This is a genomic window from Streptomyces monomycini (assembly GCF_022271435.1).
In the GTDB taxonomy this organism is placed as follows: Bacteria; Actinomycetota; Actinomycetes; order Streptomycetales; family Streptomycetaceae; genus Streptomyces; species Streptomyces monomycini.
This window is the reverse complement of the sequence record NZ_JAFIQY010000052.1, coordinates 30,725-50,501: the sequence shown is the minus strand read 5'-3', so window position 1 is coordinate 50,501 and position 19,777 is coordinate 30,725. Positions and strand designations below refer to the sequence as shown.

The following is a 19,777-nucleotide window of genomic DNA, read 5'->3' as shown; positions in this document are numbered from 1 at the left end:
GCATGTTACTTGCGGTAACATGAGTGTGTTACCCATCAGTAAGGGATGTCAACTCCCCCGGGCCCCCCATCACCCCGCAGTGCGGGTGTTACGTTGCGCGAGCGTCACGGATTCACAAGGGCGGGGAGTGGGACATGGAAAACACCCAGCACGACGGCCGGCAGCAGGCCACCGCGGTGGAGCAGCCCGCCGCGCGGCACGACGCCGCGGCGGGCCCGCCGCACACGGTACGGCGGCAGCAGACGGCCACCGAGCGGCGGCGCCGCGAACTGCTGGAGGCCGCGGACCGGGTGGTGCTGCGCGACGGCCCGGACGCCTCGATGAACGCCATCGCGGCGGAGGCCGGCATCACCAAGCCGATCCTGTACCGGCACTTCGGCGACAAGGGCGGGCTCTACCGGGCCCTGGCCGTACGGCACACCGACGCCCTGCTGGACGGACTGCGCGCGGCACTGGACTCCCCCGTACCGCGCCGGGACCGCGTCGAGGCGACGCTCGACACCTATCTGACCGCGATCGAGATGCGCCCGCAGGTCTACCGGTTCCTGATGCACCCCTCCGACGAGGGGCAGGGTGCCGACAAGGACACCGGCTTCGACGTCGGCCGGCACTCCGCGCCGCTGCTGCGCCGGCTCGGCGAGGAACTGGCCCAGGTGATAGGTGAGCGGCTGGACCTGGGGCCGGGCGGCGAGGAGCTGGCCCGGGTGTGGGGCCACGGGATCGTCGGCATGATGCACGCGGCCGGCGACTGGTGGCTGCGCGAACGCCCCTGCTCGCGCGCGCAATTGGTGCAGCACCTGGCGGACCTGCTGTGGGGGCGGCTGGCGGCGGCCGGGGACCGGCTGGGCGGCCCCGGGTTCTGAGGGCCGGGCCCGATCACGAGCCCGTGGCCCGTTCCCGTCCCGCCCACGGCGCGCGGGACGCGGCCCGCAGGGCCCGGCGGCGGCGCAGGCCGGTGAGGTGGTCGAGGTAGAGGCCGCCCTGGAGGTGGTCGCACTCGTGCTGGAGGCAGCGGGCGAAGAAGCCGGTGCCGGACACGGTACGCGGCTCGCCCGTCACGCTGAACCCCTCCACCACCGCGTGGTCGTACCGCGGGGTGCCGGCCTCGATGCCGGGCACCGACAGACAGCCCTCGGGGCCGCGCACCACGACGCCGTCGGCCTCCACCAGGCGCGGATTGACGAGGTGTCCGAGGTGGCGCCGGTCGTCGTCGTCCGGGCAGTCGTAGACGAACACCCGCAGCGGTACGCCGACCTGGTTGGCCGCCAGGCCGACGCCCTGGGCCGCGTACATCGTCGCGAACAGGTCCTCGACGAGCGTGGCGAGCCCGGCGTCGAAGTCGGTGACGTCCCGGCAGGCCGCGGCCAGGGCCGGGTCGCCGAGCAGGCGCAAGGGACGCGGGCGGCCGGAGCTGCCGGGGATCGAGCGGGAACGCATGAGGGTAAGCGTACGTTCTGGAACGTGTGACGATGCAGGTCGTCGCGGGGTGCACGGGCCGTGGCACGGGTGGCGGGATTCGGGGCCGCCGCCGGATCTCGATAGGCTGATCCCCGACCGAAGCCTCCGGCCGGTCATCGGCTCCGGAGGAGGCGTTCCACCGGCAGCCCCAAGGGCGGGAGGGCGCCGGATGCAAGGAGGATCAAGGACGATGGCAGGCAACACGGAGCCGCTGTCGCCGCGGGCCAAGCTGGCCGTGACGGCGGGCAAGGCCGCGGCGGCGGTGTCGCGCGCGGCGGGCCGCGGCAGCGGATCGGTGATCGGCGGCAAGGTGGCGCTCCGGCTCGACCCCGACCTGCTGGCCCGGCTCGCCCGGCACCTGGACGTGGTGCTGGTGTCGGCGACCAACGGAAAGACGACCACGACGCGGCTGATCGCGGAGGCGCTGCGGGCCAGCGGCCCGGTCGTCTCGAACGCGCTCGGTGCCAACATGCCGGCGGGCATCACCTCCGCGCTGGCCGGTGGCTCCGACGCCCGCTTCGGCGTCATCGAGGTGGACGAGAAGTACCTGGCGGGCGTGGCGCGGGACGTGACACCCAAGGCCATAGCGCTGCTGAACCTCTCGCGCGACCAGCTGGACCGCGCCGCGGAGACCCGGATGCTCGCCGAGCACTGGCGGGAGGGGCTGGCCGGCTCCAAGGCGCTGATCATCGCCAACTGCGACGACCCGCTGATCGTGTGGGCGGCCTCGTCGTCGGCGAACGTGGTGTGGGTCGCGGCGGGCCAGGAGTGGAAGGACGACGCCTGGTCCTGCCCGTCCTGCGGCGGTGTGATGCAGCGCCCCGGCGACGACTGGTTCTGCGGCGAGTGCGGCTTCCGCCGGCCGACGCCGAGCTGGGCGCTCTCCGGCGACCACGTCCTCGACCCGCACGGCAGCGCCTGGCCGATCCGGCTCCAGCTGCCGGGCCGGGCGAACAAGGCCAACGCCACGACGTCGGCGGCGGTCGCCGCGGCGTTCGGCGTGCCGCCGCAGGTCGCCCTGGAGCGGATGTACTCCGTCCAGGCCGTCGCGGGCCGCTACGACGTGGTCTCGTTCCTGCAGCGCGACCTGCGTCTGCTGCTGGCGAAGAACCCGGCGGGCTGGCTGGAGACGTTCTCGCTGATCGACCCGCCGCCGACCCCGGTGATCCTGTCGGTGAACGCGCGGGGCGCGGACGGTACGGACACCTCCTGGCTGTGGGACGTCGACTACACCCGGCTGGCCGGTCACCCGATCTTCGTGATCGGCGACCGCAAGCTGGACCTGGCGGTCCGCCTGGAGGTCGCGGGCCTGGACTTCCGGGTGTGTGACACGGTGGACGAGGCGGTGCAGTCGGCGCCTCCGGGCCGTATCGAGGTCATCGCCAACTACACCGCCTTCCAGGACCTCCGCCGGCGAGTGGGGAACTGACGTGAACCAGCGACCTTCCCGACAAGGACGAGCGAGCATGAGTGACAACAGCCTGCGGCTGGTCTGGATCTACCCGGACCTGCTGAGCACGTACGGGGACCAGGGCAACGCCCTGGTGGTGGAGCGCCGGGCCCGCCAGCGCGGCCTGGACGTCCAGCGCCTCGACGTCCGCTCCGACCAGCAGATCCCCACCTCCGGTGACATCTACCTGATCGGCGGCGGCGAGGACCGGCCGCAGCGGCTGGCGGCCGAGCGGCTGCGCCGCGACGGCGGCCTGAACCGCGCGGTCTCCAACGGCGCGATCGTCTTCTCGGTGTGCGCCGGCTACCAGATCCTGGGCCACGAGTTCATCAACGACCTCGGGGAGCGGGAGCAGGGCCTGGGCCTGCTGGACGTGGTGAGCACCCGCGGCGAAGGCGAGCGGTGCGTCGGTGACGTGCTGGCCGACATCGACCCGCAGCTGAACCTGCCGCCGCTGACCGGCTTCGAGAACCACCAGGGCGTGACCCACCTGGGGCAGACGGCCCGCCCGTTCGCCCGGGTCCGCTTCGGCAAGGGCAACGGCGTCGGCGACGGCTACGAGGGCGCGTACAACGACACCGTCTTCGGCACGTACATGCACGGCCCGGTCATGGCGCGCAACCCGCACATCGCCGACCTGCTGATCAAGCTGGCGCTGGACGTGAACGCGCTGCCGCCGGCCGACGACCGCTGGTACGAGGCCCTGCGGCAGGAGCGCATCGCCGCGGCCACGCAGCCCGCGTAACGATTCGCCGAACACCGTACGACCGGGTACGCCCGCAGTGTCCGCACTGCGGGCGTACGTGTACCGCAGGGCCCTTGCGCTTGTAGGGTGAGCGCCATCCAGCCGGACGACGGAGTCCGGGCGTCCGGTCGAGAGCCCGCGCCCGCGCCCGGCCGTGGTCCGGAGGGCGGGCTCCGATGTGCAGAGGGTCTGCGAAAACATGCGTATTGGTGTGCTCACCTCCGGCGGCGACTGCCCCGGTCTGAACGCCGTCATCCGCTCCGTCGTCCACCGCGCCACCGCCGACCACGGAGACGAGGTGATCGGCTTCCGGGACGGCTGGAAGGGCCTGCTGGAGTGCGACTACCGCAAGCTGGACCTGGACGCCGTGGGCGGCATCCTGGCGCGCGGCGGCACCATCCTGGGCTCCTCCCGGGTGCAGCCCGCACACCTGCGGGACGGCGTGGAACGGGCCCGCGGCCACGTCGCCGAGCTGGGACTGGACGCGATCATCCCGATCGGCGGCGAGGGGACGCTGAAGGCGGCCCGGCTGTTGTCCGACGCCGGACTGCCGATCGTCGGCGTGCCCAAGACCATCGACAACGACATCGCCGCGACCGATGTCACCTTCGGCTTCGACACGGCGGTGGGGGTGGCCACCGAAGCCCTGGACCGCCTGAAGACCACCGCCGAGTCGCACCAGCGGGTCCTGATCGTCGAGGTCATGGGACGGCACACGGGCTGGATCGCCCTGCACTCCGGGATGGCGGCGGGCGCGCACGCCATCGTCGTCCCGGAGCGCCCCTTCGACATGGCGGAGCTGACCCGCAAGGTCGGTGAGCGCTTCGAGGCGGGCAAGAAGTTCGCGATCGTGGTGGTCGCCGAGGGCGCCAAGCCGCGCGAGGGCACCATGGCCTTCGACGTGGGCGGCACCGACGTCTACGGGCACGAGCGGTTCGCCGGGGTCGCCCGGCAGCTGTCGCTGGAGCTGGAGCGGCGGCTCGGCAAGGAGGCCCGCGCGGTGATCCTGGGCCATGTGCAGCGGGGCGGCACGCCGACCGCGTACGACCGGGTGCTGGCGACCCGCTTCGGCTGGCACGCGGTGGAGGCGGCGCACCGCGGCGCGTTCGGGATGATGACGGCGCTGCGCGGCACGGACATCACGCTGGTGCCGCTGGCCGAGGCGGTGGAGACGCTGAAGACGGTGCCCGGGGAGCGGTACGCCGAGACGGAGTGCGTCCTGTAGCCGGAAGCCCGGTGGAGCCGGAAGTCCCGTAGCCGGAAGCCCCGTGGCCCGAACCGGTGCCGCGCGGCGCCCCCGGCCGTGCGTACGGGTGCCATGCGGCCGTGCAACCGCCCCCGGCCGACGCCCCGGCCGGGGGCGGTTCTAGTCTGGTCGCGGAGTATCGGTACGAATCAGGAGCGAGCGGATGGATCACGGCGGGCACGGCATGAACATGGATCTGCCGCCGTTCACGCTGGGGCGCGGCATGGAGTTCGGCGGAGACCCGTTCTTCCTGGTCGGTTGCCTGGTGGGGCTGATTCTGTACGGGTGGGCGGTGCTGCGGCTGCGGCGGCGCGGCGACCACTGGCCGGTGGGCCGGACGGTCGCCTGGGTCATCGGTGTGCTGACCGTGGCCCTGGTGATGTGCACCAAGCTCAACGACTACGGCATGGCGATGTTCAGCGTGCACATGGTGCAGCACATGGTGATCAGCATGCTGTCGCCGATCCTGCTGCTGCTCGGCGCGCCGGTGACGCTGACCCTGCGCGCGCTGCCGGCGGCCGGGCGGGGCCGCAAGGGGCCGCGTGAGCTGCTGGTGGCGCTGCTGCACAGCCGGTACATGCGGGTGATCACGCACGCGGCGTTCACCATCCCGATGTTCATCGCGAGCCTGTACGCGCTGTACTTCACGCCCCTGTTCGACTTCCTGATGCAGTACCGGGTCGGGCACATCGCGATGATGGTGCACTTCCTGGTGGTGGGCCTGGTCTTCTTCTGGCCGATCATGGGCGTGGACCCCGGGCCGCACCGGCCGGGCTACGTCATGCGGATGCTGGAGCTGTTCGCGGGGATGCCCTTCCACGCGTTCTTCGGCATCGCGCTGATGATGGGCACCGAGACGATGATCAAGACGTTCGAGAACCCGCCGGCCTCGCTGGGGATCGACGCGCTCAGCGACCAGAGCGCGGCGGGCGGCATCGCCTGGGCCTTCAGCGAGATCCCGTCCGTACTGGTCCTCGTCGCCCTGCTCTACCAGTGGTACAAGTCCGAGGAGCGGCAGAACCAGCGCAAGGACCGCGCGGCGGCCCGGGACGGCGACCAGGAGCTGGCGGCCTACAACGCGTACCTGGCCTCCCTCCAGGCCCGTGGCCAAGGCGGCGGCGCGGGGTGACCGATTACTGACCGGAGGTCAGGCACGACAGGTAGCGGTACGGGCCGCGGCCGGGGACGATGTCCTTGAGGCCGCGGCCCGTGGCGTCGGGCCGCCGGGCCGCCGTGAGGAGGTTGCGGGGATGCCCGGATCTGCTAAGGCGATGGCGGCGATCACGGTGGGCGGGCTGGTCATGGCGACGGCCTACACCGCGGCGCTGGGCGGCAGTGGCTGGCTCTGGTTCTCCTGGGTGGTGCTGGCCCTGGTCACGATCGGGATCGTGACGGCACGGCCGTCCTGAGCCCGGCGGGCCGCACGGCCGTCCTGAGGCTCGGCGGGCCGGTCCCGTGCCGACCACGGGCGCCCGTACGCGCCCGGATGTCTGCACGCCCGTGTGCCCGTAGGCCGGGGCTCAGCGCGCGCGGCTGTACTTCCGTACGAGCACGCCGTTGCTGAAGGTGCGGACGGAGTCCAGGGTGAAGTCCGTGGCCCTGAAGTCCGCGCCGAACATCGGCATGCCGGAGCCGTACACCTGCGGGTAGGTCTTGATCACCAGCTCGTCGACCTCGTCCAGCAGGTCGCCCGCGAGCTGCGAGCCGCCGCAGAGCCAGATGCCCAGGCCGCCCTCCTCGGCCTTGAGGGCCCGGACGGTGCCCACGAGGTCGTCGGTGATCAGGTGCACGTTCGGGTCGGGTGACGTGCCGAGGCTGCGGGAGGCCACGTACTCGCGGAGATGGCCGTACGGGCTGGTGACACCGGCGTCCAGGCCCACCTGGTAGCTGCCGCGCCCCTGGATCACCGTGTCGAACTGCTGGTTCTCGGCGTCGTGGAAGTCCAGGACGGCGCGGCCCTCGGCGGAGACGGTCTCCGGGTACTCCGTCTTGAGGAACTCCAGGAACTCCTCGTCCACGTACCGCATCATCGACGACGCGTCACCGTCCGGGTCGCCGATGAAGCCGTCGATCGAGCAGGCGACGAAGTAGGTGAGCTTGCGCAAGATGGTCCTCTTTTCCGCCGGCGACGCGGTGGGCGCGTCGCGGTCAGGGTCGGCCGTGCGGACGCGCGGACCTGCCACGCGCCACAACCACTTCGCATAGAGTGCTCCAGACGTAGTGGTTACGCAACCCTTTTCTCGCGGGCGAGCCTGAAGGCCGGTCAACCGGCCGGCCGGCCTTCAGGCCCGGATCACCGGCGTGGTGTGCGCGCGCCAGTCACAGCTCAGGAGTGGGCCACATCCACGATGAGCTGGTTCTTCTGCTGGATGACGCGGAACGGGAGCCGCTTGGCGACCCCCAGACCTATCTGCGTGTCCCCCTCGAAGCTGGCCCCGAACCGGGTGTCCTTGAAGGCCTTGTAGCCCTTGACGTCCACCCCCGGAAGCGGCTTGCCGGCCTTGCCCGGGTACGTCGGCCTGCCCGTCCAGGGGTCGTAGCTCGGCGCCGCCACCCTGATCTCCAGAATGGCTCCGCCGCCGACCTCGATGAGGTCGCCGGAACCGTCCTGGTGCAGCTCCTTCACGTAGCCGACCCGGTAGCCGACCGGCTTGCCGCCCGCGGTCGGCACCTCGAAGACCAGCCGGTCGTAGCAGGCGTGCTGCCCGGCCCTGATCTGCTTCAGCGGCTGGTGGTCGCGCGCGTCGGCGGACTTCAGGGCGCTCCCCCAGCCGCCGGTGTCGCACGTGGCCGACGGCGCGGCGGCCGGTGCGGCCCCCGTCGCCGGGGCGGCCGCCGCCGAGACCGCCGTCGCCGACATCGCCGCGCCGGCCAGCACGACCGCGGTCAGCACAGTGCCCAAACGTCGCATCAATTACCCCGTATCTGGTTGCTCGGACGGCAACCGCCGGATGTCGGCGGCCCGTTCACTGCCCGGTCCGGCCGGTGGTTCCGGCCGGTCCGTACAGGCGATCATCGCGTACGGGTCCGACAATCGGACATCGGAGTCGGTGACTTCCGGCCACCGCCCGGCCGTCCGCGGCCGGTGTGCCCTTGGCGGCGCGCGGGCCCTGTGCCAGGCTCGCAGCCATCGCGGAGCCGGGTCCGGGCGTGCCGCCCCGCCGGCCCCGGTTCGTACCCATGCCGATACGGCCGCCTGTCACGGACAGCCCGGCGCGGTTTCCGGCCCGGTCGGCAGGCAGGGCCAGGGAGCCGGCCACGGAGCCGAGGAGAGCCACAAGATGACTGCTTCTGATCATGCCGGTCGGACCTCCCGCACCGCGCACCCCGACGGCACCGACCACACCCGTCACGCCCGTCACAGCACTGACGCACACCACTCCGGCCGCCCCGACCCCACCCTCTACCGCACGCCCTCCGAGGCCGTCGCCGCTCCCCCGGAGAAGCTCGCCTACCTCGTCGGCTTCGACCGCTCCGCCCGGCGCCCGGACGCGCTGATCGTCGTGGACACCGATCCCGCGTCGAGTTCGTACGGCCGGGTGCTGCACCTCGCCGACGTCCCCGGCCTGGGGGACGAACTCCACCACTTCGGGTGGAACGCGTGCTCCAGCGCCCTCGCCCACGAGGGACACCACCAGCCCGAACGGCGCTACTTACTGGTGCCGGGACTCCGCTCCTCCCGGCTGCACGTGTTCGACACCCGCCCGGACCCGGCCCGCCCCCGCCTCGTGAAGGTGACCGAAGCCGCCGAACTGGCCGACGCGGCGGGCTACTCGCGGCCGCACACCCTGCACTGCGGCCCCGGCGGCGTCCTGCTCTCCTGCCTCGGCGGCGCGCACGGCGCCGACGGCCCGGGCGGCGTCGCGCTGCTCGACCACGAGACCTTCGACGTCCTGCGCGCCTGGGAGACGGACCGCGGCCCGCAGCGCCTGGCCTACGACGTGTGGTGGCACCTCCAGCACAACATCGCGGTGACCAGCGAGTGGGGCACCCCATCGATGGTCGAGAACGGCGTCGATCCCGAGCTGCTGCTCGGCCGCGCCTACGGCCACGCGCTGCACTTCTGGGAGCTGGACTCCGGCCGCCACCTGCAACGCGTCGATCTCGGCGACGAGCACCAGATGGTGCTGGAACTGCGGCCCGCGCACGACCCGGCGGCGACGTGGGGTTTCGCGGGCGTCGTGGTGAGCGTGGCGGACCTGTCGGCGTCCGTATGGATGTGGCGCCGCGAGGACGACGGCCGGTTCACGGCGCACAAGGTCATCACGATCCCGGCGGAGCCCGCCGAGAAGGACGCGCTGCCGCCGGTCCTCAAGCCGTTCGGCGCGGTGCCGCCGCTGGTCACCGACATCAACCTGTCGGTGGACGACCGCTGGCTGTACGTGTCCGCCTGGGGCACCGGCGAGCTCCACCAGTACGACGTGAGCGACCCCGCACACCCCCGCAAGACCGCGTCCGTACGGCTCGGCGGCATCACCGCCCGGCAGCCGCACCCGGCCGCACCGGGCCTGCCGCTGACCGGCGGCCCGCAGATGGTCGAACTGAGCCGCGACGGACGCCGGGTGTACCTGACCAACTCCCTGTACGGCTCGTGGGACGACCAGTTCTACCCCGACGGCATCCACCCCTGGCTCGCCAAACTCGACGCCGACCCGGACCACGGCGGCCTCACCCCCGACCCCCGATTCTTCCCGCACGGCGAGGACTTCCGCGGGCTGCGCGTCCACCAGACGCGCTTGCAGGGCGGTGACGCGTCGTCCGACTCGTACTGCTACCGCTGACCGCGGCCGGCCGGCGGGCGGACGGATTCCGCACCGGAACCGTTCGCCCGTCACACGCGTGACACGGGACACGGGGCACTCGACCGGAACCACCGCCGCGGCGGCCGGCGGACGGGAGGACACAGGACCATGCACGGAGAATCGGGCAGCGCACGGAGACGCAGGGCGCACCCTTCGGTGGAAGCCGTGGTGCGCGCCTTTCTCGCGAGCGTGGACCGGACGCGTCCCGGCCTGGTCGAGGGGCTGTATCTGACCGGGTCGATCGCTCTGGGCGACTTCCGGCCGGGGCGCAGCGACGTCGACTTCGTCGCGGTCACCGCGCGGCGTCTCACGGCGGAGGACGTCGCGGCTCTGCGGCAGGCGCACGCCGAGACGCGCGCCCAGCACACGCGCCCGTACTTCGACGGTGTCCACGTCACCTGGCAGGACCTCGCCGCGGGCTACGCCGCGTGCCCCGCCGTTCCGTACACGCTGCTGGGGAGGTTCCGTACGGACGACGCTTTCGAGGTCAACCCGGTGACCTGGGCCGTCCTCGCGAAGAACGCCGTACCGGCACGCGGCCCGGTGCCCGGTGGCTTCGAAGTCGGGGTGGACCGGGCCTCTTTGCGCGAGTGGACGCTGGGGAATCTCGACGGTTACTGGCGGCGCTGGCACACCACGCACCGCAAGACGCTGTCCCTGACGGGGCTGGCCGCCCTGGGCGGTTGGGCGCCGGCCTGGGGAGTGCTCGGTGTCAGCCGTCTCCATCACACCGCGGCCACCGGGGAAATCATCTCCAAGGGCGACGCCGGCCGCTACGCCCTGGAGACGTTCGCTCCGGAGTGGCACCCCGTGATCGATGAGGCTCTCCGCCTGCACGGCTCCGTCACCACGCCCCCGGCCGCGCCCTCCCGCCCCCTGCGCAATCCTTTCGCCCGCCGCAGGGCCACCACGGACTTCGTCGCGATGGTGGTCGAGGACGTGGCGCCGGTCCGCTGAAGCGACGGCTCCCGGGGGGGTCGGAATGCGCTGCCAGGGCGCGCGGTGTCGGATCCGCGCAGGTGAAATGCGCTGGCGCCGGGCTCCGTACGTCGTGTTGCATGCTCCTTCGAAAGGCCGTCGCCCGTCCGACCATCAGGAGTTGCACCCCCTGTGTCCACCACCGCAGCCCGCCCGTCCTTCCTCCTCGTCCACGGCGCCTGGCACCGGTCCACGTGCTGGTCCGCCTTGCGGGACGCCCTCGCCGCCGACGGCTTCGCGTCCCACACCGTCGACCTGCCCAGTTCCGGCCCCCAGGGCACGCCCGCCGCCGGTGTGTACGACGACGCCGAAGCGATATCCGCGCGGCTGGGCGAGATCGAGGGCCCGGTGGTCGTCGTCGGCCACTCCTACGGCGGCATCCCCGTCACCGAGGCCGCCACCGGTCACGCACACGTCGCCCACCTCGTCTACCTCACGGCTTACATGCCGGCGGAGGGCGAATCACTCGGCAGCCTGCACGGCCGCGACGCGTCCAAGGGCGTGGACCTCAACGGCGTCCAGCCGTCCATCTTCGAGGACCCGCGCGCGTCGCTGTACGGGGACGTGCCGGACGACGTGGCCGAGCGGGCCGTCGGCCGACTTGTCGAGCAGAGCCGGCGGTCCTTCCAGGAGCCGGTGACCCGCGCGGCCTGGCGGACCGTGCCTTCCACATACGTGATCTGCGAGGGCGACCAGGCGCTCCAGCCCGCGATGCAGACGAAGATGTCCGCGAACGCCACCCGCGTCGAACGGCTCGGCACCGGCCACTCCCCCTTCCTGGCGGCGCCCGCCGAACTGGCCGCCCTGCTCGGGCGGATCGCCGCCATCGTCCCGGGGCAGCGGGCCTAGGGCCTGCCGTCCGGCCCTTCGGGCAGAACGCAGGAAGGTACCTGCGCGCTCTGGGCCCGACGGCACGGCGTCCCTACGATGTGCCCCGTGGACTGGGGGACTCTCGCGGGCACCGCGCTCGGTGCTCTTCTCGGTGTCAGTACGACCCTTCTGGGCGAACGGTCGCGGTGGCACCGGGAGAACACGTCCCGCGAACGGGCCGCGAAGCAACAGCTGTACAGCGAATACCTCGCGGCGCTCTGGCTCACGAGGCACCGGCTTCGCGATCTGCAGCGGAGCACGGAGCTCACCTGGGAGGAGCGCCGCGAGCAGTCCGGGGAGATCCTCGGGGCCGCCAACGCCTTTCAGCTTCTCTATCAGATGCGCATCATGGCGCCCGAATCTCTCGATGACGTGGCCGTGCACGCCTTCCGGAGGCTGCTGCGCCTGCGGGATCGCTTCGACGAGCCTGACGTGAACAGGGATCCGGGGTGGTCAACGACCCAAGCAGCCCTCAGCGAGGCGCTGGAGGCCCTTCGGCAGCCATGCGCTCGGACCTCAGCTCTCTGTAGAAGCACCGGGCTGCATACGACAGCCCGGCCCCTCCTCGCGTTCTCGGGCGAGGAGAGACCGGGCCGTCCGGTGCCGCTCAGCGGCGCTCACTCATGCGCTTCGGCTTCCACCGGCTTCGGGATCAGGAAGGATGCCAGCAGGGCGACGGCCATGATGACGACCCCCGCGATCATTCCGGCCGTGTAGCCGGAGGCGGACGACGGGTCGTCGGCCGGCATCGCGGTCTTGACCGCGTACAGGGCCGCGAAGCTGAGGCCGGAGCCGAGGTTGAAGGCACCGGCGTTCAGACCCGGCAGGAAGCCCGGGTTCTCCTTGGGCGACAGCACGATGCCGAGCCCGTTGAGCACGATGTTCGCCACGCCCGCGTAGGTGATGCCCACCAGGATGGAGGCGGCCAGCAGCAGCCCCTTGGAGTGGGCGGAGAGCGTGACGATCATCAGGACGACGGTCACCGCCGCGCCGACCAGGCCCAGCCGCAGGATGCGCCCGTACCCGAACGTCGCCGCGAGCCGGCCGGCGATCGGACCCATGGCCAGGCCCGCGATGGCGTACGGCGTGAGCGTCCACCAGGCGGACTGCTCGGCCGACATGCCGAGCCCGGCCTGCGCGTCCTGCGCGAAGGCGGGGATGAGCCCGTTCATGACGGCGAAGACGCCCGTCATCGTCAGCATCGTGGTCAGCAGCGTCGCCCAGGTCGAGCGCTGCCGCAGGTGCCTCGTTGCGACCAGGGGGTGCCGGGAGCGGTCCTCGGTGCGCCAGAACAGCCAGAACGCGGCTGCCGCGACGACCACCAGGACCGCGATGAGCGGCCAGTTCGCGGCGGCCAGCTTGCCCGCCTCGTTGAGCGCGACGAGCAGCGAACCGACCGACACGACGAGCAGCAGGACGCCCGGCCAGTCCATCCGGTGGCTGTCGGGTACCTTCGACTCCGGCGCCATGACGGCGACGAGGGCGGCGGCGATCGCGGCGACGACGGCCATGGCCCAGAAGACCGCGGCGAAGCCGTGCCGGTCGGCGAGGTAGCCGCCGGCGAGCGAGTCGATGCCGGCGATGCCGCCGTTGACCGCGGTGATCACGCCGAGCAGCGTGCCGTACCGCTTGGGCTCGGTGACCTCGACCCGCAGCATGATCAGACACAGCGGGACGGTCGGCCCGGACACACCCTGGATGACGCGGCCGACGAACAGCATCGGCACGCTCTGCGCCAGCGCGGCCACGATGCAGCCGACGACCATCAGGGCCATCATCCCGGCGAGCACCTTGCGGCGGCCGACGATGTCGCCGAGCCGCGGCAGGAACAGCGAGAACAGCGCCGCGGAGGTGAAGAACGCGGTCTGGGTGAGCCCGATCTCGGCCGAGGTGGCGCCAAGGCTGTCCTCGATGCTCTTCAGCGCGGGGCTGAGCATGCTGGCGTTGAGCTGGAAGGCGACACAGGCCGTCAGCAGCGCCGTGACCAGCACGCCGATCCGTACGGAACGCCCCGGGCCCGTCGCTTCGGCGGGCCGGGCGGTGTGCGGCGCGCTCATGCCTCGACGTCGCCGATGCGCTCCAGGGCGTCCACCACGAGGTTCCAGAACCGCTCGTGGTCGAGCTTGACGGCGACCTGGGTGCGGCAGTCCTCGGGGATCGGCCAGCGGAAGTCGGTGACGGTCATGCCCATGGTCAGGCCGCCGGTCAGCTCGATGTCCACCGGGGCCTTGCGTACGGTCATCACGTCCGGGTCGATGACGTAGGCGACCGCGCACGGGTCGTGCACCGGCGGGAACTCGAAGCCCTGGTTCTCCCGGTAGGCGTCGCGGAAGAAGTCCAGCAGTTCCAGGACGAACTGGGCGGGCTTGGTGCCGACGTCGGCGATCTTCTTGGTGACCTCGGGGGTCGCCAGGGCCTGGTGGGTCAGGTCGAGGCCGACCATGGTGACCGGCCAGCGCTCGTTGAAGACGATGTGCGCGGCGTGCGGGTCGATGACGATGTTGAACTCGGCGACCGCGCTCCAGTTGCCCTCGTGGAAGCCGCCGCCCATCAGGACGACCTCGCGGACGCGCTCGGCGATCCGGGGCTCCTTGCGCACGGCGAGCGCGATGTTGGTCAGACCGGCGGTCGGGACGATGGTGATTTCGCCCGGTTCGTGCGACATGACCGTGTCAATGATGAGGTCCACGGCGTGCCGGCGGTCGAGCTCGAAATTCGGCTCGGGCAGGTCCGGGCCGTCCAGTCCGGTGTCGCCGTGGATCTCGGGCGCGTTCTCGATGGTCCGGACGAGGGGCCGCGGGCTGCCGGCCGCGAAGGGCACACCGGTGATACCGGCGATGCGCGCCACGGACAGCGCGTTGCGGGTGACCTTCTCCAGGGTCTGGTTGCCGACCACGGTGGTCACGGCGACCAGGTCGATGTCGGGATTGCCGTACGCCAGGAGCATGGCGATGGCGTCGTCGTGCCCGGGGTCGCAGTCGAGAATGATCTTTCTGGCCAACGGAAGAGCCCCTTTGCTCAGCTGAAGGTGTTGAAGTGGATCTTGGGGTGCACAGCAGAAGGGCTGTTACCGGAGAGCACGGGCGGACGACGGTGCGCCGACCGGGCGGGCGAGGCCGACCGCGGCTGGTGCCACCGGACACCTCCCCTTCGACACGGATCGGGAAATCGATTTCATGAAGGCGCTGCCTTCACACGGGGCCCTGACCAGCAGTCGAGGCCCTGTCCTGTCATAGTGCCAGAGCGGGCGGGCACGGCGGACATCCGGGTACGCGCGCAACTCAGCCCGCGGCGCCGGGCTCCTCCGGGGCGCCCGGTGCCTCGCCCTGCCCCGATCCGGCGGATGCCTCCGGCCCCGCCCGGTCGTGTGCGGCGAGCACCGTCTCCACCGTGTCCGCCTCGGCGGCCGTCTTGTCGTCGCGGTAGCGGAGCACCCGGGCGAAGCGCAGCGTCACGCCCGCCGGGTAGCGGGTCGAGGTCTGCAAGCCGTCGTACGCGATCTCGACGACCAGCTCGGGGCGTACGGTCACGACGTACCCGCTCTCCTCCACCGCCAGCTCCCGCAGCCGTTCCGTCTGCCAGGCCAGGGTGGCGTCGGTGAGCCCCTTGAAGGTCTTGCCGAGCATGACGAACGTGCCGTCCGGGCCGCGCGCGCCGAGGTGGAGGTTGGAGAGCTTGCCGGTACGGCGGCCGTGCCCCCACTCGGCGGCCAGCACCACCAGGTCGAGTGTGTGCACCGGCTTGACCTTCAGCCAGGCGGCGCCCCGGCGGCCGGCGCTGTACGGCGCGTCCAGCGCCTTGACCATGACCCCTTCGTGCCCGCGGCGCAGCGTCTCGGCCCAGAAGTCCTCGGCCTCCTGACGCGCCGCGGTGTCGGCCGGGTCGTCGACCACCGTCCGGCGCACCCGCCGCTCCTCCGGGACGAGCCGGACCAGTTCCGCGTGCCGCCGGTCGCCGGGCAGGTCCAGCAGGTCGTGGCCGTCCACGGCGAGGACGTCGAAGAAGACCGGGGACAGCGGCAGCGCGGCCCGTGCGGCGGCCACGTCCACCCGTGAGCCGAACCGACCCGCGATCCGCTGGAAGGGCAGCGGGCGCCCGTCGTCGCCGAGCGCGATCACCTCACCGTCCAGGACGAAGCACGGCGCCTCCAGAGCGAGGGCGGCCTCGGTGATCTCGGGCAGCCGGTCGGTGACGTCGTCGAGGGTGCGGGTGTAGATCCGTACGTCCGTACCGTCGCGGTGCACCTGCACCCGGATGCCGTCCAGCTTCTCCTCGACGGCGCACCGTCCGGCCTTGTCGACCGCCTCGGCCAGGGATTTCGCGCCGTGCGCCAGCATGGGCCCGATGGGGCGCCCCACGGTCAGCCGGAACGCGGTCAGCGCCGAGGCGCCCTCGGCGAGCAGGCCGCGGGCCACCTCCTCCAGGGACCCGGCCAGCATCACGGCCCGCCGTACGTCCGCGACGGGCACCTCGGCCGCCGCGGCGATCGCCTCGGCGGCGACGGCCTCCAGCGCGCCCTGCCGTACCTCGCCGGTCAGCAGCCCGATGAGGAAACGTTGCTCCTCCTCGGTCGCCGCAGCCAGCAGCTCCTGTACGAGGCGGCGCCGCTCGGCCTGGGAGCCGGGCCCGGCGACGGCGGCCAGCGCGGTCAGGGCCGCGTCGGTGCCGAGCACGGTCAGCGTGGCGGTCCCCGCGGCCGGCACCGGGTCCCGCAGGACGCTCCAGCCGACCCCGATACGGCCCTGCGGCAACCGCCCGGCCAGGTAGGCGATGGCCACCGGCGCGTCGTCGGGCTCGGCCCGGCGGAACAGTTCGGCCAGCAGTTTGATCTTCTGGGACCGCGCCGAGGTGGCGGCGACCTCCCCGGACACATGGGCGAGACGGGCCAGCAGCATGCAGCCATCCTGCAACGGTCCCGCCGCACCCGCACGATCACCGGCGCCGACGGCCCGCCGCACCTCCCCCGCTCACTTGCCGATCCCCTCGGACAGCCCGCGCACGAAGTGCCGCTGGGCGACCAGGAAGATCACGATCATCGGCAGCGCGGCGATGGTCAGGCCCGCGAAGAGCATCGGCCAGTCGGAGTTGAGGCGCCCGGCCATGTCGGCGAGCCCCACGGGCAGCGTCTTGAGGTGCTCGTCGGTGATGAAGACGAGCGCGAAGGCGTATTCGTTCCAGGAGAAGAGCGCCTGGAGGAGCGCCGCGGAGACGAGGATCGGCCGCGCCATCGGGACGACCACCCGCCAGAAGGTCTGCCAGCGGCTCGCCCCGTCGATCAGCGCCGCCTCCTCCACCTCCACCGGCTGCCCCAGCAGGTACGCGCGGATCAGGAAGGTGGTGAAGGGCACCTTGAACGCGGTGTAGAGAACAATCAGCGCCCAGTACGTGTCGTAGATGTGCAGCGCCTGGAGGAGCTGCGTCAGCGGGACCAGCGCCACGGTCGGCGAAAGCATCATGGCGCCGAGGACGAGCAGCAGCGCCGGCTGTGAGAACGGGAGGGCGAGCCGGGTCAGCCCGTACGCGGCCCAGGCGCTGATCAGGACGACGGCGAGGACGCTGGCGGCGGTGACGAGCGCGCTGTTGAGCAGATAGCCCAGCACCCCCTGGTGCCACGCGTCGGCGTACGTCCCCCAGCCGGGGTGCGCGGGCAGCCCCCACGGGTCGGAGAAGATCTCCCCGTTCGTCTTGAGGCCGGACAGGGCCATCCAGCACAGCGGGTAGACCACCGCGACGGCGAGGGCGGCGAGTCCGCAGTACGTGAGGACCCGCAGCACCACCGAGCCGGAACGGGCGGGCCTGCCGCGGCGCTCGCCGGGCACAGCCGGCGGGGCCTTCGCCGGTGCGGGCTCGTGCAGGGCCAGTGTCATACCGCTACCGCCTTCCGGCGCGAGTGGAGGAGCTGGACGGCACCCGCCACGAAGGTGATGGCGAACATGACGGTGCCGATGGCCGCGGCGTACCCCATGTCGTCCCCGGTGAAGGCGCTGGAGTACAGCCATGTGCCGAGCGTCTGGCTGGAGTTGGAGGGGCCGCCGCCGGTCATCACCATCACCTCGTTGAACACGAGAAACGCGCCGGAGACGGTGAGGATGACGAGCAGGGTCGTCATCTCGCGGACCATCGGGACGGTGACGGCGAAGAAGGTGCGGACACGGCCCGCGCCGTCCACCGTCGCCGCCTCGTACAGCTCCCGCGGAATCCGCTGGACGGCGACGGTCAGCAGCATCGTGGTGTAGCCGAAGGACTGCCACTGGCTCATGGTGACGACGCCCCAGATGGAGGTGCCCGGGTCGCCCAGCCAGTCGTGCGCGAACCGGCCGAGCCCCAGGGATTCCAGCGCGCTGTTGATGAGGCCCGCGTCGGGCTGGTACAGGAACTGGAAGAGCAGGCCCGCGACCGTCATGGAGACGGCGGCGGGGACGAAGTAGACGGTGCGCAGCAGCCCGCGCAGCCGCCGCCCGATGAGTCCTTCCAGGATCGCGGCCAGCACCAGCGCCGCTCCCACCTGGAAAATCACCGAGGTGACGGCGTATCCGAGGTTGTTGGCGAGGGCTTTCCAGAAGACAGGGTCCTGGAGGGCCTGCCGGTAGTTCTCCAGGCCGACGTAGCGCATGCCGGGCTGGAAGACGCTGAACTTGAAGAGGCTGAGCCGGATGTTCTCGACGATCGGGTAGTAGACGAACAGGGCGATCAGGGCGAGGGCGGGGGCGGCGTACAGGGCGTGGCGGAATCGGCGTCGCTGCATGACGGCGGCACCTCCTTCGGGAAGCGGGAAGTCGGGCAGGAAGCGGGAAGTCGGGCGTACGGGCCGCGGGGCACGTACGGGGGCACAGGGGTACGGGGACACGGGCGTACGCGATTCAGTCGCGGACGCGGAACCGGTGGGCCTGCCGCGCGCCCTCGCGTACCTGGCGCAGCGCCTGTGCGGCACTGCTGCGGCCCCCGAGGACGGCTTCGGCCGCCGAGAGGTACGGGTTGACGATCTTGTCGTCGGCGCGGGTGTCGAGCCAGAGCGCCATGTCCTTCCCGGCGAGCGTGCGCTGCGCCTCGGGCAGCCCCTTCAGGCGCGCCGCGCCCGCCGTGCCCTTGACCGCGCTGAGCCAGCCCAGGTCGCGCACCACCTTGCGGGCCTGCTCCGGGCCGGTGAGGAACTTCAGGAAATCGACGGCGAGCGCCTTGTTCGGGGAGGAGTTGGCGACGAGCAGCCCGTCCGCTCCCCCGGCGACGGCGCCGGCCGAGCCCGCGGCGCCCGGTACGGCGGGCATGGTGAAGAAGTCCCAGCCCGCCGCGAACTTCTCCGGGGCGCCGCCCTTGGTGCTCAGGTAGGAGAACTCCAGGGTCTCCAGGTACTGCATGGCCGCCTTGCCGTACAGCAGCCGGGTCTGCGCGGATTCGTGGCTCATGCTCGTACCGGACGGCCCCATGCAGTGCTTCTTGAGCCGGGCGAGGTCGTCGAAAGCGCGCTCGTAGCCGGGGTGGCTGAAGGCCTCCGGGCCCCCGTCGCCGTCGTAGTCCCTGGCCAGGACGGCGGCCGGTACCTCCATCGCGTTGAACTGGGTGAGCAGGTGCCCGGCGGGCCAGCCGTACTGGTTGCCGAAGGCGAGCGGGGTGCGGCCCGTCGCGGAGATCCGGTCGCAGGCCGTCAGCAGCTCGGGGAAGGTGCGCGGCTCCCGTGCGACCCCGGCCTGCGCGAAGATCTCCCTGCTGTACGCGAAGACCTTGGCGTCCATGTTCAGCGGCACCCCGTACCGGCGCCCGTCGAAGGTGAACGCGTCCAGTGCGTCCGCCTCGAACGACCGGCCCCACGCGGTGCCTTCGAGGGGTTCCGACAGGTCCGCGGCGAGCTTGCCGTCGGCGAACTTCCGCGCGTACCGCCCGGGCCAGGCGAAATAGATGTCGGGCATCTCCCGGGACGCGGCCAGCACCGCGATGCGGTCCTTGTACGGCTGGTCGCCGACGGCCTGGAGGTCGATGCTGACGCCCGGGTTCCGGCGCTCGTACGCGCGGACCGCCTCCTTGAAGTACGGGGCGTACTCCGGATCGGCCCACTTCTCCAGGACGGTGAGGTGCCCGCGCGGCGGCCCGTCGAGGGCGAACGCGTTCGGGGTGACGCGGACGGGGGCCTGCCCGCACCCGCTGACCAGCAGGGTCAGCAGGGTGACGAGCAGGCAGCCGGCGACGGTGGCGGGGGTGCGGCGCATCGGCTCTCTCCTGGCGGGGAGTTCGGG

At 71.9% G+C, this 19,777-nt stretch carries 19 protein-coding genes; 10 read left to right on the top strand and 9 right to left on the bottom strand.

The genetic code is table 11. From position 1 onward, the window contains the following. Positions 1-134: 134 nt before the first annotated feature. Positions 135-863: a TetR/AcrR family transcriptional regulator gene (locus tag JXZ78_RS36110; protein WP_238783609.1), complete on the top strand. Its 729-nt coding sequence runs from the start codon at positions 135-137 to the stop codon at positions 861-863. A gap of 13 nt (positions 864-876) precedes the next feature. On the opposite strand, the gene def is transcribed toward JXZ78_RS36110, so the two are convergent. After that, a complete protein-coding gene (gene def, locus JXZ78_RS36105) occupies positions 877-1,437 on the bottom strand; it encodes a peptide deformylase (RefSeq protein ID WP_030018653.1) in 561 nt (186 codons plus the stop codon). Positions 1,438-1,648: 211 nt separating this feature from the next. On the opposite strand from def, the gene JXZ78_RS36100 reads away from it, so the two are divergent. From JXZ78_RS36100 to JXZ78_RS36080, 5 genes are all read left to right on the top strand, one after another. After that, complete coding sequence (locus tag JXZ78_RS36100) at positions 1,649-2,887, top strand: MurT ligase domain-containing protein (protein ID WP_030018654.1); 1,239 nt, start codon at positions 1,649-1,651, stop codon at positions 2,885-2,887. Positions 2,888-2,924: 37 nt separating this feature from the next. Further along, the gene (locus JXZ78_RS36095; protein ID WP_030018655.1) at positions 2,925-3,653 is read left to right on the top strand and encodes a type 1 glutamine amidotransferase; all 729 of its coding nucleotides are present in this window, start codon (positions 2,925-2,927) and stop codon (positions 3,651-3,653) included. A gap of 199 nt (positions 3,654-3,852) precedes the next feature. Beyond that, a complete protein-coding gene (locus tag JXZ78_RS36090; protein ID WP_030018656.1) occupies positions 3,853-4,878 on the top strand; it encodes a 6-phosphofructokinase in 1,026 nt (341 codons plus the stop codon). Between the two features lie 184 nt (positions 4,879-5,062). Next, positions 5,063-6,028, top strand: coding sequence for a cytochrome c oxidase assembly protein (locus tag JXZ78_RS36085; RefSeq protein WP_030018657.1), 966 nt, complete (start codon positions 5,063-5,065; stop codon positions 6,026-6,028). 121 nt (positions 6,029-6,149) lie between these two features. Next, positions 6,150-6,308, top strand: coding sequence for a hypothetical protein (locus JXZ78_RS36080; protein WP_030018658.1), 159 nt, complete (start codon positions 6,150-6,152; stop codon positions 6,306-6,308). Positions 6,309-6,419: 111 nt separating this feature from the next. Here JXZ78_RS36080 and JXZ78_RS36075 read toward each other — a convergent pair whose 3' ends face one another. Together JXZ78_RS36075 and JXZ78_RS36070 are read right to left on the bottom strand one after the other, a co-directional pair. Further along, positions 6,420-7,004 (bottom strand): dihydrofolate reductase family protein, encoded by a 585-nt coding sequence (locus tag JXZ78_RS36075; protein WP_030018659.1) that lies wholly within the window; start codon positions 7,002-7,004, stop codon positions 6,420-6,422. A gap of 221 nt (positions 7,005-7,225) precedes the next feature. Beyond that, entirely contained in the window at positions 7,226-7,810 is a 585-nt protein-coding gene (locus tag JXZ78_RS36070) for an AMIN-like domain-containing (lipo)protein (RefSeq protein ID WP_030018660.1), read from the bottom strand. A gap of 370 nt (positions 7,811-8,180) precedes the next feature. On the opposite strand from JXZ78_RS36070, the gene JXZ78_RS36065 reads away from it, so the two are divergent. From JXZ78_RS36065 to JXZ78_RS36050, 4 genes are all read left to right on the top strand, one after another. Beyond that, entirely contained in the window at positions 8,181-9,680 is a 1,500-nt protein-coding gene (locus JXZ78_RS36065; RefSeq protein ID WP_030018662.1) for a selenium-binding protein SBP56-related protein, read from the top strand. Positions 9,681-9,809: 129 nt separating this feature from the next. After that, positions 9,810-10,658, top strand: a complete 849-nt coding sequence (locus JXZ78_RS36060; RefSeq protein WP_050502182.1) for a nucleotidyltransferase domain-containing protein — start codon at positions 9,810-9,812, stop codon at positions 10,656-10,658. Between the two features lie 153 nt (positions 10,659-10,811). Continuing rightward, the gene (locus tag JXZ78_RS36055; protein ID WP_033037211.1) at positions 10,812-11,528 is read left to right on the top strand and encodes an alpha/beta hydrolase; all 717 of its coding nucleotides are present in this window, start codon (positions 10,812-10,814) and stop codon (positions 11,526-11,528) included. A gap of 87 nt (positions 11,529-11,615) precedes the next feature. Continuing rightward, positions 11,616-12,266, top strand: coding sequence for a hypothetical protein (locus JXZ78_RS36050; protein ID WP_030018665.1), 651 nt, complete (start codon positions 11,616-11,618; stop codon positions 12,264-12,266). Here JXZ78_RS36050 and uriT read toward each other — a convergent pair. From uriT to JXZ78_RS36020, 6 genes are all read right to left on the bottom strand, one after another. Next, complete coding sequence (gene uriT / locus JXZ78_RS36045) at positions 12,167-13,606, bottom strand: uridine transporter UriT (RefSeq protein WP_030018666.1); 1,440 nt, start codon at positions 13,604-13,606, stop codon at positions 12,167-12,169. The two genes, JXZ78_RS36050 and uriT, sit on opposite strands and share 100 nt — an antisense overlap. Continuing rightward, positions 13,603-14,550, bottom strand: a complete 948-nt coding sequence (gene uriH, locus JXZ78_RS36040; protein WP_030018667.1) for a uridine-preferring nucleoside hydrolase UriH — start codon at positions 14,548-14,550, stop codon at positions 13,603-13,605. Before uriH ends, uriT begins: the two co-directional genes overlap by 4 nt. Before the next feature lie 280 nt (positions 14,551-14,830). After that, complete coding sequence (locus JXZ78_RS36035; protein ID WP_030018668.1) at positions 14,831-16,444, bottom strand: ATP-dependent DNA ligase; 1,614 nt, start codon at positions 16,442-16,444, stop codon at positions 14,831-14,833. A gap of 72 nt (positions 16,445-16,516) precedes the next feature. Further along, entirely contained in the window at positions 16,517-17,416 is a 900-nt protein-coding gene (locus tag JXZ78_RS36030) for a carbohydrate ABC transporter permease (RefSeq protein WP_078624038.1), read from the bottom strand. Next, positions 17,413-18,294, bottom strand: coding sequence for a carbohydrate ABC transporter permease (locus JXZ78_RS36025; protein ID WP_030018670.1), 882 nt, complete (start codon positions 18,292-18,294; stop codon positions 17,413-17,415). The genes JXZ78_RS36030 and JXZ78_RS36025 overlap by 4 nt, the downstream gene beginning before the upstream one ends. Positions 18,295-18,409: 115 nt before the next feature. Further along, the gene (locus JXZ78_RS36020; RefSeq protein ID WP_030018671.1) at positions 18,410-19,750 is read right to left on the bottom strand and encodes an ABC transporter substrate-binding protein; all 1,341 of its coding nucleotides are present in this window, start codon (positions 19,748-19,750) and stop codon (positions 18,410-18,412) included. Positions 19,751-19,777 lie beyond the last annotated feature (27 nt).

Bases quoted from the DNA above. Each gene is read 5' to 3' on its own strand.
- JXZ78_RS36025 (WP_030018670.1), bottom strand. From the start codon at position 18,294: ATGCAGCGACGCCGATTCCGCCACGCCCTGTACGCCGCCCCCGCCCTC.
- JXZ78_RS36095 (WP_030018655.1), top strand. From the start codon at position 2,925: ATGAGTGACAACAGCCTGCGGCTGGTCTGGATCTACCCGGACCTGCTG.
- JXZ78_RS36030 (WP_078624038.1), bottom strand. From the start codon at position 17,416: ATGACACTGGCCCTGCACGAGCCCGCACCGGCGAAGGCCCCGCCGGCT.
- JXZ78_RS36100 (WP_030018654.1), top strand. From the start codon at position 1,649: ATGGCAGGCAACACGGAGCCGCTGTCGCCGCGGGCCAAGCTGGCCGTG.
- JXZ78_RS36060 (WP_050502182.1), top strand. From the start codon at position 9,810: ATGCACGGAGAATCGGGCAGCGCACGGAGACGCAGGGCGCACCCTTCG.
- JXZ78_RS36090 (WP_030018656.1), top strand. From the start codon at position 3,853: ATGCGTATTGGTGTGCTCACCTCCGGCGGCGACTGCCCCGGTCTGAAC.
- JXZ78_RS36070 (WP_030018660.1), bottom strand. From the start codon at position 7,810: ATGCGACGTTTGGGCACTGTGCTGACCGCGGTCGTGCTGGCCGGCGCG.
- JXZ78_RS36020 (WP_030018671.1), bottom strand. From the start codon at position 19,750: ATGCGCCGCACCCCCGCCACCGTCGCCGGCTGCCTGCTCGTCACCCTG.
- def (WP_030018653.1), bottom strand. From the start codon at position 1,437: ATGCGTTCCCGCTCGATCCCCGGCAGCTCCGGCCGCCCGCGTCCCTTG.
- uriT (WP_030018666.1), bottom strand. From the start codon at position 13,606: ATGAGCGCGCCGCACACCGCCCGGCCCGCCGAAGCGACGGGCCCGGGG.
- JXZ78_RS36085 (WP_030018657.1), top strand. From the start codon at position 5,063: ATGGATCACGGCGGGCACGGCATGAACATGGATCTGCCGCCGTTCACG.
- JXZ78_RS36110 (WP_238783609.1), top strand. From the start codon at position 135: ATGGAAAACACCCAGCACGACGGCCGGCAGCAGGCCACCGCGGTGGAG.
- JXZ78_RS36065 (WP_030018662.1), top strand. From the start codon at position 8,181: ATGACTGCTTCTGATCATGCCGGTCGGACCTCCCGCACCGCGCACCCC.
- JXZ78_RS36080 (WP_030018658.1), top strand. From the start codon at position 6,150: ATGCCCGGATCTGCTAAGGCGATGGCGGCGATCACGGTGGGCGGGCTG.
- JXZ78_RS36035 (WP_030018668.1), bottom strand. From the start codon at position 16,444: ATGCTGCTGGCCCGTCTCGCCCATGTGTCCGGGGAGGTCGCCGCCACC.